The sequence below is a fragment of the Microcoleus sp. N9_A2 genome (genome assembly GCF_036701775.1).
In the GTDB taxonomy this organism is placed as follows: domain Bacteria; phylum Cyanobacteriota; class Cyanobacteriia; order Cyanobacteriales; family Microcoleaceae; genus Microcoleus.
This window is the reverse complement of record NZ_JAUBRH010000004.1, coordinates 48,130-61,654: the sequence shown is the minus strand read 5'-3', so window position 1 is coordinate 61,654 and position 13,525 is coordinate 48,130. Positions and strand designations below refer to the sequence as shown.

At 45.4% G+C, this 13,525-nt stretch carries 16 protein-coding genes and 1 pseudogene; 7 read left to right on the top strand and 10 right to left on the bottom strand.

The features are described from left to right. Window positions 1-149 precede the first annotated feature (149 nt). Both QUA44_RS03480 and QUA44_RS03475 read left to right on the top strand, forming a co-directional pair. Window positions 150-1,580 carry a tetratricopeptide repeat-containing serine protease family protein gene (locus tag QUA44_RS03480; RefSeq protein ID WP_333248436.1) on the top strand — a complete coding sequence of 477 codons (1,431 nt, stop codon included), beginning with the start codon at window positions 150-152 and terminating at the stop codon, window positions 1,578-1,580. Further along, the gene (locus QUA44_RS03475; protein WP_333309512.1) at window positions 1,577-1,921 is read left to right on the top strand and encodes a PPC domain-containing protein; all 345 of its coding nucleotides are present in this window, start codon (window positions 1,577-1,579) and stop codon (window positions 1,919-1,921) included. The genes QUA44_RS03480 and QUA44_RS03475 overlap by 4 nt, the downstream gene beginning before the upstream one ends. Window positions 1,922-2,333: 412 nt before the next feature. On the opposite strand, the gene QUA44_RS03470 is transcribed toward QUA44_RS03475, so the two are convergent. From QUA44_RS03470 to QUA44_RS03440, 7 genes are all read right to left on the bottom strand, one after another. Then, a complete protein-coding gene (locus QUA44_RS03470) occupies window positions 2,334-2,525 on the bottom strand; it encodes a hypothetical protein (RefSeq protein ID WP_333248438.1) in 192 nt (63 codons plus the stop codon). Further along, on the bottom strand, window positions 2,515-3,084 hold the full coding sequence (locus QUA44_RS03465; RefSeq protein ID WP_333248440.1) for a zeta toxin family protein: 570 nt from the start codon (window positions 3,082-3,084) through the stop codon (window positions 2,515-2,517). The genes QUA44_RS03470 and QUA44_RS03465 overlap by 11 nt, the downstream gene beginning before the upstream one ends. Further along, a complete protein-coding gene (locus tag QUA44_RS03460) occupies window positions 3,077-3,430 on the bottom strand; it encodes a hypothetical protein (RefSeq protein WP_333248442.1) in 354 nt (117 codons plus the stop codon). Before QUA44_RS03460 ends, QUA44_RS03465 begins: the two co-directional genes overlap by 8 nt. Window positions 3,431-3,454: 24 nt before the next feature. Further along, the gene (locus QUA44_RS03455; protein ID WP_333248444.1) at window positions 3,455-4,915 is read right to left on the bottom strand and encodes a protein kinase domain-containing protein; all 1,461 of its coding nucleotides are present in this window, start codon (window positions 4,913-4,915) and stop codon (window positions 3,455-3,457) included. Between the two features lie 127 nt (window positions 4,916-5,042). Continuing rightward, complete coding sequence (locus tag QUA44_RS03450; RefSeq protein ID WP_333144649.1) at window positions 5,043-5,711, bottom strand: HAS-barrel domain-containing protein; 669 nt, start codon at window positions 5,709-5,711, stop codon at window positions 5,043-5,045. Between the two features lie 122 nt (window positions 5,712-5,833). Beyond that, on the bottom strand, window positions 5,834-6,025 hold the full coding sequence (locus tag QUA44_RS03445; RefSeq protein ID WP_106149246.1) for an NAD(P)H dehydrogenase subunit NdhS: 192 nt from the start codon (window positions 6,023-6,025) through the stop codon (window positions 5,834-5,836). 249 nt (window positions 6,026-6,274) lie between these two features. Then, window positions 6,275-7,345 carry an Mrp/NBP35 family ATP-binding protein gene (locus tag QUA44_RS03440; protein WP_333248446.1) on the bottom strand — a complete coding sequence of 357 codons (1,071 nt, stop codon included), beginning with the start codon at window positions 7,343-7,345 and terminating at the stop codon, window positions 6,275-6,277. 190 nt (window positions 7,346-7,535) lie between these two features. Here QUA44_RS03440 and hemF point away from each other — a divergent pair, with 190 nt between their 5' ends. After that, entirely contained in the window at window positions 7,536-8,579 is a 1,044-nt protein-coding gene (hemF, locus tag QUA44_RS03435; protein WP_333248448.1) for an oxygen-dependent coproporphyrinogen oxidase, read from the top strand. Window positions 8,580-8,636: 57 nt separating this feature from the next. Further along, window positions 8,637-8,999 carry an STAS domain-containing protein gene (locus tag QUA44_RS03430; RefSeq protein ID WP_006631392.1) on the top strand — a complete coding sequence of 121 codons (363 nt, stop codon included), beginning with the start codon at window positions 8,637-8,639 and terminating at the stop codon, window positions 8,997-8,999. Window positions 9,000-9,251: 252 nt separating this feature from the next. Here QUA44_RS03430 and QUA44_RS03425 read toward each other — a convergent pair whose 3' ends face one another. Together QUA44_RS03425 and QUA44_RS03420 are read right to left on the bottom strand one after the other, a co-directional pair. Beyond that, window positions 9,252-9,872 (bottom strand): chromophore lyase CpcT/CpeT, encoded by a 621-nt coding sequence (locus tag QUA44_RS03425; protein WP_333248450.1) that lies wholly within the window; start codon window positions 9,870-9,872, stop codon window positions 9,252-9,254. Window positions 9,873-10,008: 136 nt separating this feature from the next. Further along, a pseudogene (locus tag QUA44_RS03420) lies at window positions 10,009-11,182 on the bottom strand (RNA-guided endonuclease InsQ/TnpB family protein). 209 nt (window positions 11,183-11,391) lie between these two features. Between QUA44_RS03420 and QUA44_RS03415 the strand changes: the two are divergent. From QUA44_RS03415 to QUA44_RS03405, 3 genes are read left to right on the top strand one after another with little or no spacing between them, the layout of a single operon-like run. Continuing rightward, entirely contained in the window at window positions 11,392-11,520 is a 129-nt protein-coding gene (locus QUA44_RS03415; RefSeq protein WP_333248452.1) for a hypothetical protein, read from the top strand. A gap of 7 nt (window positions 11,521-11,527) precedes the next feature. Next, a complete protein-coding gene (gene psb29 / locus QUA44_RS03410) occupies window positions 11,528-12,241 on the top strand; it encodes a photosystem II biogenesis protein Psp29 (RefSeq protein ID WP_333248454.1) in 714 nt (237 codons plus the stop codon). 4 nt (window positions 12,242-12,245) lie between these two features. Continuing rightward, complete coding sequence (locus QUA44_RS03405; RefSeq protein ID WP_333248456.1) at window positions 12,246-12,374, top strand: hypothetical protein; 129 nt, start codon at window positions 12,246-12,248, stop codon at window positions 12,372-12,374. A gap of 522 nt (window positions 12,375-12,896) precedes the next feature. On the opposite strand, the gene QUA44_RS03400 is transcribed toward QUA44_RS03405, so the two are convergent. Further along, the gene (locus QUA44_RS03400) at window positions 12,897-13,427 is read right to left on the bottom strand and encodes a late competence development ComFB family protein (protein WP_333248458.1); all 531 of its coding nucleotides are present in this window, start codon (window positions 13,425-13,427) and stop codon (window positions 12,897-12,899) included. Between the last annotated feature and the right edge of the window lie 98 nt (window positions 13,428-13,525).

Here is a 13,525-nt window from a genome sequence, read left to right as displayed (position 1 = left end):
ATTGCAGTATTTTCGTAAAAAACCCGGTTTCTGCCTCCATGACTAAATATCTCAAATCTCCAACCTAAAATTTCAAATCAAATCATCTGTGTATCCGTGTCCAAATCCGTGTAGTGCGCTTTCTCTCTCTATTCTTAAACCCAAAATCAATGAACTTCTCTAACAAACTTCCCATCGCCTTAATCGGTACAGTTGCAACTATTGTCATCGCACAACCAACCGCAGCTTTGGCAATATCGGCTGATGAAGTTGGCAAAATAGCTAAATCAATCACAGTCCTGATTGACAGTAAAAATCCGGGTTCTGGAATCATTATCAAACGGAATGGCAACACTTACACGGTGCTCACAGCCCGTCACGTTTTCAAAGATGCTCAAGCTAAATATGAAATAGTCACCCCTGATGATAAGCGGTATTTGCTCAATTACAGCAGTGTGAAAAAACTGCCAAATATTGATTTAGCAGTTGTCGAGTTTACCAGCAGTCAAACTTACAGCGTTGCTAAGATTGGCAACTCGGATTTGGCGACAGAAGGGAAAGCAGCTTATGTGGCTGGGTTTCCGAAGACTTCAGCGGCGATTAATCGTTCGATTTACAATTTCACGGATGGGCGAATTACTGCTAATGCTTCTAAACCAATAAATGATGATGGTTATAGTTTGGTTTATAGTAACAATACGCTGCCGGGAATGAGCGGGGGGCCGGTGTTGAATGAGAATGGCGAGGTGGTGGGAATTCACGGGATGGCGGATACAAGGGCGGCGGAATCTAGCAGTATTAATCAGAATATTCAAATTGCTAAGACTGGTTTTAATCTGGGGATTCCGATTAATACGAGTTTGAGATTGTTGGCTTCATCTCAAGTAGATTTAGGGGTGAAGGTTCCGAGTGCACCTGTGGCGACTGGGCTGAGGGCTGATGATTTCTATATTCAGGGTAGGGAGAAATTAAATAAAGGAGATTATCAGAGTGCGATACAAGATTTCAACCAAGCAATTCAGCTTAATCCTAATTATGACGATGCTTACTTGAGTCGGGGTGTAACCCGACGCAACTTAGGAGACAATCAGGGAGCGAGCGCTGATTATGACCAAGCTTTACGTATTGCTCCTAACTTTGCCGAAGTCTACGTCAACCGGGGTGTAACCCGATCCGAATTAGGAGACAAACAGGGTGCGATTGCCGATTACAACCAAGCTTTGCAAATTAATCCTAACCTTGCCTATGCCTACTACAACCGGGGTACTGCCCGCTATGAATTAGGAGACAACCAGGGCGCGATCGCCGATTACAACGAAGCTTTACGAATTAATCCTAACTATGCCGAAGCCTACAACAACCGCGGACGTCCCCGCAATGATTTAGGAGATTATCAGAGTGCGATCGCCGATTACAACGAAGCTTTGCGAATTAATCCTAACCTTGCCTATGCCTACGGCAACCGGGGTATTGCCCGCGATAATTTAGGAGAGAAGCAGGGAGCAATTCAAGACTATCAAAAAGCAGCAGACTTATTTCAGCGACAAGGAGATAGAGATAACTATCAAAAAGTCCTTAACCTACTTAGGAGACTTCGATAAACTATAACAACTACTCAAACAGCCAGCGACTAATCACGAATAGCTCATTAATACCCGGTAGATCCTCTGCCCTTCCCTCTGACGGCAGTCTGTACGAGCAACATACGTTTGTAGGCAGAGCCGGTCAATCAGTTACAATTAGCGTAGAAAGCCGCGATTTTGATACCTTAGTCGCACTTTTTAGCCCTGATGAAAAACTGTTAGCAAAAAATGACGACATCAGCCGATCGAATACCAATTCTTCTCTCACCTTCACCTTACCCGCCAGCGGCCGCTATACCGTAGTTGTTAATGCTAATAAAAAAGGCGAAAGAGGTAGATACACTTTGACAGTTCGCTAGTATTCAACCTACATTCCGCACTTCTTAACATAGTCAGAAGTGCTTTTACGGAAAACCGTTATTCCAGGGCTTTTATCTGCAATTATTTCTCAATAACAATTATTTTACAGAAAATATATAATAATTTTTTATAAAAAGCAATATATTTTAATAATACGGTAAACCTTGCTCAGCAAGGTTTACCGCCATTTTTTGATAAAAAGCCTCAGAATAATATTAAGAAGTGCGGAATGTGGGATTCAATGTTGATGATGCTTACATTTATCAGATTGAGTGATTGCGTTAATTTTGAAAATTCTCAGGATTTACTCACTGCGACTAAAGAAACCGGGTTTTTACTTAATCTGTCGGCTACCGCGAATATTTTTCGTAAAAAACCCGGTTTCTCGGCCCCCGTAAGTGCTAATTAAGGTTAACTATTATTATCTAATTTCTGGGGAGGAATTTGATCGGCAGTTAAAGTAATTACCTTGCCATCTTGCCAAATACTAATTGATTCCCCTAATTTGCGGTGTTTTTCTATGGCTTTAGCAATAGCAATTTTAACCCCAGCATCAATTTTTTGATGGAGTTCTGTTAGGGTAATTTGCGGTTTACGATCCAAGGGTGATTTGGTTCCAGATTGGGGGCTCATAAATATTTTCCTCTTGATTGTTACCGGATGCTGCCACTAATTGAGGTTGACTTTTAGTATTATCATACACCATCCAAGTATCGCATAAAGGTAAATACAAATCTATTAAGTTTTTCCGTCCCCGTTCGTAGCGACGGCGGATAGTATCTTCTGGGATATTGTGGCCCCCACTTTCTACCCGTCGGCGTACCCGCGCAATGGCTAATTCAGGACTTTGCAACCAAAAATAAATTAAGTTGATTTGATAACCTTTAGTTTTACACTCTCGCAAAAATCGGGCAAAATTTCGAGCAGCTAGAGTAGTTTCAAAAGCAAAATCAGCTTCAGCCTTGACTAAAGTTGATAGCCTTTCTAACATTAATCGTCCCGCTTGAAGAGCTACAGATTCAGGGTTAAAAGGAGAAATACCCGCCGCTATTTCATCGGCGTTGACATATTCAATAACTTCTAGGAAGTAGGGTAAAATTTCCCTAGCGGCAGTGGTTTTTCCAGAACCGTTAGCACCGCCAATAATGTATAAATTAGGCATCTAATAACTTATTAGTTTCAAGTAAAATATTCTGTAACTTGCGCGTCCAATCTCCTATCCCCTTATAGCAAAATTCCCAATCTGCAAAATCAATCTCCCACAAATTATTAATCTTTAACTCCAGATTTTCGATAAAAACTTCATCTTCAGAAACTCGCTGGTAAAAAGCGAGATAATCCATGCCATATTTAGCCTGATACTGACTATTTCTTTGTCGAAGTTCAGCAACTTTCGTTAGAATCTGCTCGATGGTATAGCGTTGGATTGCCAAATCCATAGCCGCCTGCAAATCACCCAAAGCACTCAACACTTCAACATATTCGTCTTTGATTGATACTGTCACCATAATCTGACAACTGCCTCAATAAATTTATTTCGTGTCTTGAACTTCCAGCGACTTAATCATTTTCTCAACAACGGGCAAAAACTTCTCGTACTTTCCCGCTTCCGCTTCATAGGTAATCAAATAAGCCTTGTCATGTTTCATTGTCCAAACATTCAATTTTTTTAACTCTTCATTCCCTTCTTTGGTTGTGTAAACAACTCTATACCCATTTTTGCCAGCTAAAGTCGATTTTTCCTCTCGATCTATCTTAGCATTTTTATCTAAATTCAAGATTTCTTCTTTAGATAAATTCGTATATTCATCAAGGGTTTTATTATTCGTGGTAGGTTCAACAGTTACAATCAGACGTTCTTGAAACTTATCGCCCTCGCTTTCTTTCGATGAAATAAATTGAACCACCTCTTTGGTAACGGCATTAGACTCTTCTTGTTTAGTCCAATTATCGGGATATTGTATCTTAATGCCTTGGGTTGTATTATCATAACTTACCAGATTATCCGCAGGTTCCAATCCCAGCATTTTTCTAATTTCTGGTGTAAACAATGCTGCTACACCAAATATAGCAGCCAAACCAACCCCAAGCAAACCAATTTTATTATCTCGCGTCCAGTTACTCATTAATGTCAATAAGTTAGGAGATGATACTAAAGTAGAAGATGGTCGAACTCTCCTCAAATTGTTGAAAGCTTGCAACACCTCTGCTGCTGACTGGTAGCGATCGCGAAAATGATAGCGCACCATTTTGTTTAAAATATTAGCAAAACCGGCGCTAACTGGGACGCGATCGCGCCAAATAATTTCACCGTTAGCATCTTTTGGCAACTCGTGAGGAAGTATGCCAGTCAGCCATTCAATGGCAGTCACTCCCACAGCATAAATATCGCTGCCAAAGTTAGGCTGTCCGTTATTTTGTTCCGCTGGCATATAGCCACCTGTGCCGATGCAAATAGTCGGCGGACTTTGCCCTGTGGTGTTAGCTATTTGAGTGCTAATTTGTTTGACAGCCCCAAAGTCAATTAAGAATATTTTGCCATCTGAATTGCGCCTCATTAAATTAGCAGGTTTAATATCCCGGTGAATGACTTTGTGCTGCTGAACAAATACCAATATTTCTATTATCTCCTGCAAAATAGCCATAACTTCCGACTCGCTAAGCTGCTGACCAGGAGTAATTTCTTTACTTAAATCTCTCCCCTCAATCAACTCTTGAACTAAATAAAATTCTTGATTTTCCTCAAAATGATCCAAAAGTTCGGGAATCTGAGGATGAGTTCCTAGTTGGTGGAGGGTGTCTGTTTCTGTTTTAAATAAACGTCTAGCTATACTTAGAGTTTGCGGATCTGTAAACTGTGGCTTGAGTTGCTTGACGACACACCGAAGATTACCCGATCGCCTTTTATCTTCAGCCAGGTAAGTCTGACCGAAGCTACCGCCTCCCAAGTGTTTTATGATGTGGTAGCGTCCTGCGAGTGTTTGTCCTTGCATGAGAGTTATGTTGGGTAGCAGTAGTGTCCGGGCTGAACTATTGATAGCTTAGTTTAGTTTGGCAAACCTTTCATCTTTAACGGCTAGGTTGAGACTATCTCGATTTTGTAGTTATAACAGTTGTCCCCTACGGATGAATCTGACTCAAAATCACCCGCAACCGATCGTAATCATCCTTCAACAAAACACTCAAACTCCTCCCCGCTTCCACCAACCAAGATCGATCGCGCATCCGCAACTGATAAATCTCCCGAATCGCCGCCGCCGTCAGCGCATCCACCGGCGCATTAGCCACACCCAGCAGCGTCCTCAAAAAATCCAACTGCACCGTAAAATCAATCACCTCATCGGGTTCGCAGCGATAAACCGCCTGGTGAATTTGCGGCGGGCGCGGCGGCAAATACTGATAAATTTTACCCCTCGATGGGCCGTGGCCGTTCAACCTTTCCGGCGCAGTCTCAAACCCCACAATCGCCACTCGAAACTCGGTTTTTAGCATCGCAAAAATCTGCGGTTGTTCTTCCCGCAACTCTTCCAGCGACAAACCCAAAGCGCGAGCTCTGTGCACCGAGTCGATCGGGCTAGTCGTAGCGTAATAAACCACGCCGTAAATTTGATTTTTCGACTCTTCATCCTCGGCCTTCACCCAACTCCCAAAAGGCGGCATCACGGGAAAGCTTAAGTCTTCCGGTTCCAAACATTGAGCCAAAAACTCCGAAGTTGCTGTCTCGATTACCTCAGCAATGCGATCGGGATGGCGCTCTTTTGTAGCAAATTGGGGTAAAGGTAAACGCATAGTTTAGTCAGTTGACAGTTGACAGTTGACAGTTGACAGTTATTATTTTTGAATCTATTCCAATAATCAGTAACCAATAATTACTGACTACTGACTACTGACTATTGACTACTGACTAATTACTATTTCGCGCGGCCAGCCGTAGCATCCACGAGATCCAACTGCGAAAGGCGGAACGTGATCAGCTTGTCCCAATTGCCACCTTCAAACAGTACCGCGACTTTCCCGTCGGTAACTCGCTGGACAAGTCCTTGAAAGCCGTAGTAAATCTCGCCCTTATCTTTAACTCGAACTGCCGAACCTGGAAAAATCATAATTGTTTGAAAGTTAAGTTTGACTGTTTATAGTTTACTGTTTTTTGGCGATCGAGACTTGATGCTAAAACGCAAGGCAGAACCTCCCTCATCTGCATTCCCAGGAACATCCCCCGAAGGAGAATAAAAGTTAGTTTGGGAGGCGCTGGGACTCAAGAAACCGGGTTTTTTATGAATCAGCAGGCTGCAACGAAGTAAACGTCACAACAACCCGGTTTCTCGGCACCGATGCGTCCCGGACTAAATTTGTTAGGCTAAGGCTGCTACCGAAACCTTACCAGCAATCCTACCCGCGATCGCCCGCAACTCCCTTGCCGAAGCAGAACCCGGTTGCCCCACCACGATCGGCACCCCCGAATCGCCACCTTCCCGCAACGGAATTTCCAGCGGAATGCGGCCTAACAGCGGCACTCCCAACTCAGCAGCAGTCTTTTCCCCGCCACCAGAACCGAAAATATCGTATTGCTTGTCAGGCATATCCGGTGGCACAAAATAGCTCATGTTTTCCACAATTCCCAATACCGACACTCCCAACTGCTGGAACATCTTTAACCCCTTGCGAGAGTCCAACAAAGCCACAGTCTGCGGCGTCGTCACGATTACCACACCAGCCATCGGCACCGCCTGCGCCATCGTCAACTGCGCGTCTCCTGTACCCGGAGGCATATCGACAATCAGATAGTCTAAATCGCCCCAATTCACCTGATAGAGGAACTGCCGAATGATCCCGTTTAACATCGGGCCGCGCCAAATCACGGGTTGGTCTTTGTCAATTAAAAACGCCATCGACACTAATTTGACGCCGTAATTGAAGGCGGGTTCTAAGCTTTCCCCGCTTTTTCCATCCCTAACCATCACTTTCGCGTCCCCCAAACCCAACATTGTCGGGTCGTTGGGCCCATAGATATCCGCATCCAGCAAACCCACCTTAGCGCCGGTTTGCGCCAGCGCTACTGCCACATTTACCGCCACCGTGCTTTTGCCGACGCCACCTTTGCCGCTGGAAATTGCGATAATATTTTTCACGCCTTCAATGCCTTGGCGATCGACCATTCCCTTCTGCTGCGGCGTCTCCGCTGTCACCTCCACGGTCACTTTTTCGACTCCTGGCAACTGTTTGACCGCTTTTTGGCAATCTTCGACAATAAATTCTCGCAGCGGGCAAGCAGGCGTTGTCAGCACTAAAGTAAAACTGACTGTACCGCCGTCGATTTTGATGTTACGAATCATGTTCAATTCCACCAAACTTTTTTGCAGTTCGGGGTCTTGCACAGGTCGCAGGATTTCTAAGACTGAACTAACATCGAGTGTATTGGGCATTGTGTTCTCCACCATAGCTCTGCAATTGGGTTAGCGAATTTTCGATCGCAGGTTTAAGTATATTTTTATTGCTATTTTTTAATGTAACTTCATAGCGATCATTTGCAGACCTACGGTGGCATAATTACATGGCAACTGGATTTGGGAATCATTGCCCATCTAAGACTAAAATCTGACAACAGAAAATTTTATGACAGTTTCTACCACACTTAAAACCGCCACTTCCCCGTTTTTGCCACCGGCTGACTCTAGAGCTAGAGTCAGCCAATTTATGAAAAGCCTACAAGACGAAATTTGTCAATCCCTCGAACAGCTCGATGGCGGTGGCAAATTTAAGGAGGACTCTTGGGAACGCTCCGAAGGCGGCGGCGGACGTTCTCGCGTGATGCGCGAAGGCAATGTGTTTGAACAAGGGGGAGTCAATTTTTCCCAAGTCTGGGGCGAAAGTTTGCCGGCCTTGATTCTGGCAAAGCACCCAGAAGCCGCCGGTCACGATTTCTATGCAACAGGCACTTCGATGGTGCTGCACCCCCGCAATCCCTATTTGCCTACGGTTCACCTGAATTACCGCTATTTTGAGGCAGGCCCGATCTGGTGGTTTGGCGGCGGTGTGGATTTGACTCCTTATTACCCGTTGGCTGAGGATGCAGCTCATTTTCACAAAACTCTGAAAGCAGCTTGCGATCGCCACCATCCCGGATATTATCCGACATTTAAACTTTGGTGCGACGAATATTTCTACCTGCCTCACCGCCAAGAAACCCGCGGCGTGGGCGGCCTGTTTTTTGACTACCAAAGCGCTCAAGGCGCGCTTTACCGCGACCATCATGTCAAAGGCAAGGCCGCTGAGTGCAGCAACAACATCGGGGTGCCCGAACCTAGAACTTGGGAGTCGCTGTTCGCCTTCGTACAGGACTGCGGCCGGGCATTTTTGCCGGCTTACACCCCCATTATTGAAAAGCACCGATCGAAAGAATACGGCGAACACGAGCGTAATTTCCAACTTTACCGCCGCGGCCGTTACGTTGAATTTAACTTAGTGTACGATCGAGGCACAACCTTTGGCTTGCAGACCAACGGACGCACCGAATCGATTTTAATGTCCCTGCCACCTTTGGTACGCTGGGAATACTGCTACGAGCCAGAACCCAACTCTCCAGAAGCCGAACTCTACTCCAAGTTCCTAAAACCGCAAGATTGGGCGAATTGGATGCCTCAGCAGTCACCGACCTGAGTTAAACTACTGGGACAGTAACCACCGCGATAGATAATAAATTTGAGGGAAGGGTCAGTGATTCATATTGATCAAAAAACCCACACGCTTCAAGACGGTACAACAGTTATCGTCTTAGCACCGACAGGACGGTTGGACATCACTACAGCTTGGCAATTCCGCCTCAAGTTGCAAGAGTGTATTTCCAAACTCAGCCGCCATGTCGTCGTGAATCTTGGTCAGGTTAACTTTATAGATAGCTCTGGTCTGACTTCATTGGTAGCAGGTATGCGCGATGCGGATAAAGTTAAGGGAAGTTTCCGCATTTGCAATGTTCATCCCGAAGCCAAACTGGTGTTTGAAGTCACCATGATGGATTCTGTGTTTGAAATCTTTGAGACGGAAGAAGAAGCTCTAGAGGGGGTGCCGCGCGCAAGTTGAGCACTCCCGCTTGCATCGGTTGCGGTGTAAGCGCAATTTAAGCTTGAGGCTCACAAAACGCGCAGAAACCCTGCACAAGAACAGGAAGCAGGTAAATTATTTCCGGCTTCCTTCTGCCTTCTTCCTTTCTTGAGAGGTTGAGAGGTTCACCAAAACACTAAAGTAGAAGAATAGGTCAAGGTAAAGTCTTGCCTTCTATCCTAGATAGCTAAATCTTTCTTCCTTGTTTCTTGTTGCTTGTTGCTTCTTGCTTCAAACCAATATCTCAGCAGCAAAATCCTGACGCTTGACAAATCTAAAAGGGCCCATTAAAGCTCCCCAGATAGCCTTGCCTGTCGTGGGGCTTATTCCTTTGTCGTAGCTAAGAAATTCCTCGCCTGCGGCTTCAAATCCCAAGTCTACTTGGTAATTTTGCCCCCCGTAGGCAAAGCCGCAGCGAGTGCCCTCCGGCAAAGATGCCCGAAACCGATAGCTGTTTGAGGCTAAATTTTGCACTGCAACCGACAGGGTGCAGCCGGGGAGGAGTTGGATTTGCTCCTTCGTTAGCTTTCCAAGCAAGTCGGGGTTGCAACCGGCTCCTTTGACGGCTGCGATATCCTTGAACATATAATACTGAGCTTCGATAAGTCCCGGCGCTATCTGTGAGTGCCTCAGTTGCACGATGCGGGGGCGGTATGGCTTGTCTAATTCCAGAATGTTGGCTTGTTCGGCAAACAGGGCAATGCTGGGTTCGGAAAATAAAGGAACCGGTAGTGGTCTTTGCCACAAACGAAGGTGGACGTACCACGCCGGCTCTGCTAGCGCTTGTTCCCGGTTGTCAAATTCGCCCGCCATGTACTGAGCTAAAGCTATTAATTCAGGAGAAATTGTCATGTTTGTTTGATTTTTGACGATTAGGGTTGACAAAAACAAGTTATCGTGATATGTAAGGCCATGTCTAGGCTGGGCAAGTCAGAAGATTAGATTTTTGACATCCACCCTGACCTAAAGGTACAGGGATTCCCAATCGTCACCGATTAGGTTTCTGCTTCATAGCACCCGCCCTAACAGATTTGCTCTGTTCGGGTCTTACGGTCGCTCCACAGACGCTCCACGGCTAGCCCAGCCGCCAAAATGTTTTTTGCTGCGTTAATGTCACGATCGTGGTTTGCGCCACACTTAGGGCATTCCCATTCTCGAATATTCAACGGCAATTTTTCAACAATGTGACCGCAGTTTCCACAGCGTTTAGAGCTGGGAAACCAGCGGTCTATTTTTACAAACTCTCGCCCATACCACTGGCACTTGTAACTTAGCTGGCGAATTAACTCGCCCCAACTAGCGTCACTAATAGCAAGAGCTAATTTATGGTTTTTCACCATATTCTTGATAGCCAAGTCCTCAACGACAATCGTTTGATTTTCACGAATGATTTGAGTTGTTAGTTTGTGCAAGAAATCTTTGCGGACATCGACTATTTGTGCGTGGACTCTAGCCAGTTGCACCCGCGCTTTTTCACGGTTACGACTTCCTTTTTGCTTTTTGGCTAGAGCTTTTTGCTTCCTTTTTAACTTCTTACGAAGCTGCTTGAAATGCTTGGGGTTGGCAATCTTATTGCCGTCGCTAGTAGCAATCAGGCTACTAATTCCCACGTCCAAGCCGATTGTTTTATTTGTTTTGGGAAGTGGTTTGAGCGTGTAGTCGTCTACAAGTATAGAGACATACCAGCGTCCAGCCGGTGTTAGTTTTACCGTAATAGTAGAAGGAACACAGCTTGCTGGAATTTGTTTGCTCCAGCGAATAGGTAGCGGGTCATTGCACTTTGCCAGAAACACTTGCCCGTTTTTCCAACGGAAAGCTGACTTGGTGAACTCAGCGCTACCACCGTTGTGTTTTTTTTTGAAATTAGGGTACTTGGCTCGTCCCCCAAAGAAATTGGTAAAAGCTGTTTGAAGGTGTCTGAGTCCCTGTTGAAGAGGTACGCAACTAACTTCGTTGAGGAAGTCGAGTTCCTCTTCTTTTTTCCAATTCGTCAGCATCGAGGAAGTTTCTCTGTAGCCAACCCTCTCTTGACGCTCGTACCAAGCTTCCGTGCGGGCCGCCAAAGCCTTGTTATACACTAACCGGGTACAACCCATTGTCCGTCGCAAGAGATTTTCTTGCTCGACGGTCGGGTAGAATCGGTAGCGGTAGGCTTTTTCCATCTTCACGCTCTAGCACGTCTTTTGTGAGTTAGTCGCTTTGGTTTTGTGTCTTTTTGTGAAGCCGTCCTATAAGGACGGGGTTTCTACCCATTTTTCTGATGAGCGATCCCAGAAGAGCTATGATTGTAAAGATACTGGGGTTTTGCCCCTCCTATTGCGACATATTAATGGTTGCTGCCGATCGCGCGTAAAATTTTTTTGATAAAATTTTGTCTCGCAAGGAGGCGGCAACGCTTAAAAAACTGGCAATCTTTGTCAGCCCGATCGCAGAATTGACTCCCCCGACTTTACTCACGCCGCGCTGGCACGCCCGCTACGGCAAAATTATTTATCTATAAGACTCAGGTGAACAATAACCGTACTGTTTCAGATACTAAGCGAAGTTTCTATACGATTCACACTCGACCGATCAACTCAATTTACCGTCGAGTGGTGGAAGAGTTGATGGTAGAAATGCACTTGCTTTCGGCGAATGCCGATTTTCAATACGACCCGATTTATGCTTTGGGTGTAGTGACAGCTTTTGATCGATTCATGCTTGGGTACGCCCCAGAAGCCGACAGACTTTCGATTTTTAACGCTTTGTGCAAGTCCCTAGAAGACGATCCCGAACGCTACAAGCAAGACGCTCAGCGCTTGGAAAGCTTGGCAGATAGACTTTCCGGATCAGAGTTGCTCTCGTGGCTTGATCGCTCCACCAGCTTTCAAGATACAGGAGATTTGCAAGCATCTTTAGGGGCGATCGCCAGCAACGCTCAATTTAAGTACAGTCGCTTGTTCGCGATCGGCTTGTTCTCGCTGTTAGAAAAAGCTGACCCCGACATGGTAAAAGACCAAGAAACGCGAAACGACGCGATCGCCAAAGTCAGTCTGGCTTTGCACCTGCCAGAAGACAAAGTTAGCAAAGATTTAGATTTGTACCGCAGCAATTTGGAAAAAATGGCCCAAGCGCGAATAGTGCTTCAAGATGTCATCCAAGCGGAACGGAAAAAACGCGAAAAGCGAGAAACAAAAGTTACCGCCAGCCCCTCGGCCGACTCTTCTGACAGCAACAATTAATCGTTTGAAGGAAGAAGGAAGGAAGGAAGAAGGAAGAAGAAAGAAAGAAGGAAGAAGAAAGAAGGAAGAAGGAAGGAAGGAAGAAGGAAGAAGAAATTTTTTATTTGATTTAACAAATAAAGAAAGCTCTTAAATTTTAAGTTTTTTTCTTGAATTCTGGCTTCGGTCTTGTGCCTTCTGGCTTCTGCCTTCAGATGAATGTTAGAGGACTAAGGTGAAATGTCACACCCTCATCTACTTGTAGGGCGCGTTAGACTCCTTTATTGAACGACTATCGAGGATTTCGGGATAATAGAGCACCTTACTATATATGATGCCAGTTGCCTACGTCCTGTGTTAGTGGCTCATATCAAATCCGGTAGCATTATCAGGCGTAAAATCCAGTCAACAGTCAACAATCACGGACAGTACAACCGGAATTGATCTAATTTATCTGCGTTAATCTGTGTTGCATCTGCCCTCATCTGCGGTTAAAAAAAGAGAATGTATTAACCGCAGATGACAATCGATTAACGCTGATTCACACAGAGGTCGAGAATAGATATATGAATAATTCCGATGCTAACAGATTTGAGATCAGAAACTAAAAATCCCGCTTTCTGAATTGAGCGGGATCGACTTAATCAAAATAGAGCCGTTGGGAGTGGTACTACGGCTACTGCTCAAAATTAGTGGCGTTAGCTTGCAGCCAAGTGCTTAGCTGTGAAAGAACTTCGTTTCCAGAAGACTTGCCCAAAGCTGTAGGGTTTGGAGTGTCGGGCCTGTCCAAGTTGCGGGCGATCGCTGCGTTGACTTCTTTGGAAATCAAATCGTGAAGTTGCTCTTTAGCCCTAGCCCTTTGAAAGTGAGCGCCCTCTTCCGTCGTAGCGTACAGAGGTGGCAGCCTATTTAAAGCATAAGCCGCAATATCTCCCACATCCAGACTTAGGTCGCTCGTCGCTTCAATTTCGGCCACCCTAGCGATCGCATCGCTGAGTACCAACTCTTCCATCACGTTGATGAACTGTTTGCGTGGCAGAACCACAACTTCGCCAGTCAACAAAGAGCCCATCAGACGATCGAGAGCCATGTACTCTTCGATCGACAATTCCGAAGCCGTATTGCAGATCCGTCCCACCTCAGCTTCCATAGACGGCGTTAAATAACCGTCCTGCAAAGCTTGTTCAACAATTTTTTCAATACTCATATATGCGTCCCCACTCAACGGCATCATTAATAGAGTTTTTTTTGAAGACGCGATTGTTAGCGTCTTGAGATTCGAGTTTTGAGGGTTGAGTTGAGAAA

Coding starts and splice junctions, on each gene's coding strand:
- QUA44_RS03400 (WP_333248458.1), bottom strand. CDS start 13,427: ATGAGTATTGAAAAAATTGTTGAACAAGCTTTGCAGGACGGTTATTTA.
- QUA44_RS03440 (WP_333248446.1), bottom strand. CDS start 7,345: ATGCCCAATACACTCGATGTTAGTTCAGTCTTAGAAATCCTGCGACCT.
- QUA44_RS03425 (WP_333248450.1), bottom strand. CDS start 9,872: ATGACAATTTCTCCTGAATTAATAGCTTTAGCTCAGTACATGGCGGGC.
- QUA44_RS03465 (WP_333248440.1), bottom strand. CDS start 3,084: ATGCCTAATTTATACATTATTGGCGGTGCTAACGGTTCTGGAAAAACC.
- QUA44_RS03455 (WP_333248444.1), bottom strand. CDS start 4,915: ATGCAAGGACAAACACTCGCAGGACGCTACCACATCATAAAACACTTG.
- hemF (WP_333248448.1), top strand. CDS start 7,536: ATGACAGTTTCTACCACACTTAAAACCGCCACTTCCCCGTTTTTGCCA.
- QUA44_RS03460 (WP_333248442.1), bottom strand. CDS start 3,430: ATGGTGACAGTATCAATCAAAGACGAATATGTTGAAGTGTTGAGTGCT.
- QUA44_RS03480 (WP_333248436.1), top strand. CDS start 150: ATGAACTTCTCTAACAAACTTCCCATCGCCTTAATCGGTACAGTTGCA.
- QUA44_RS03450 (WP_333144649.1), bottom strand. CDS start 5,711: ATGCGTTTACCTTTACCCCAATTTGCTACAAAAGAGCGCCATCCCGAT.
- QUA44_RS03445 (WP_106149246.1), bottom strand. CDS start 6,025: ATGATTTTTCCAGGTTCGGCAGTTCGAGTTAAAGATAAGGGCGAGATT.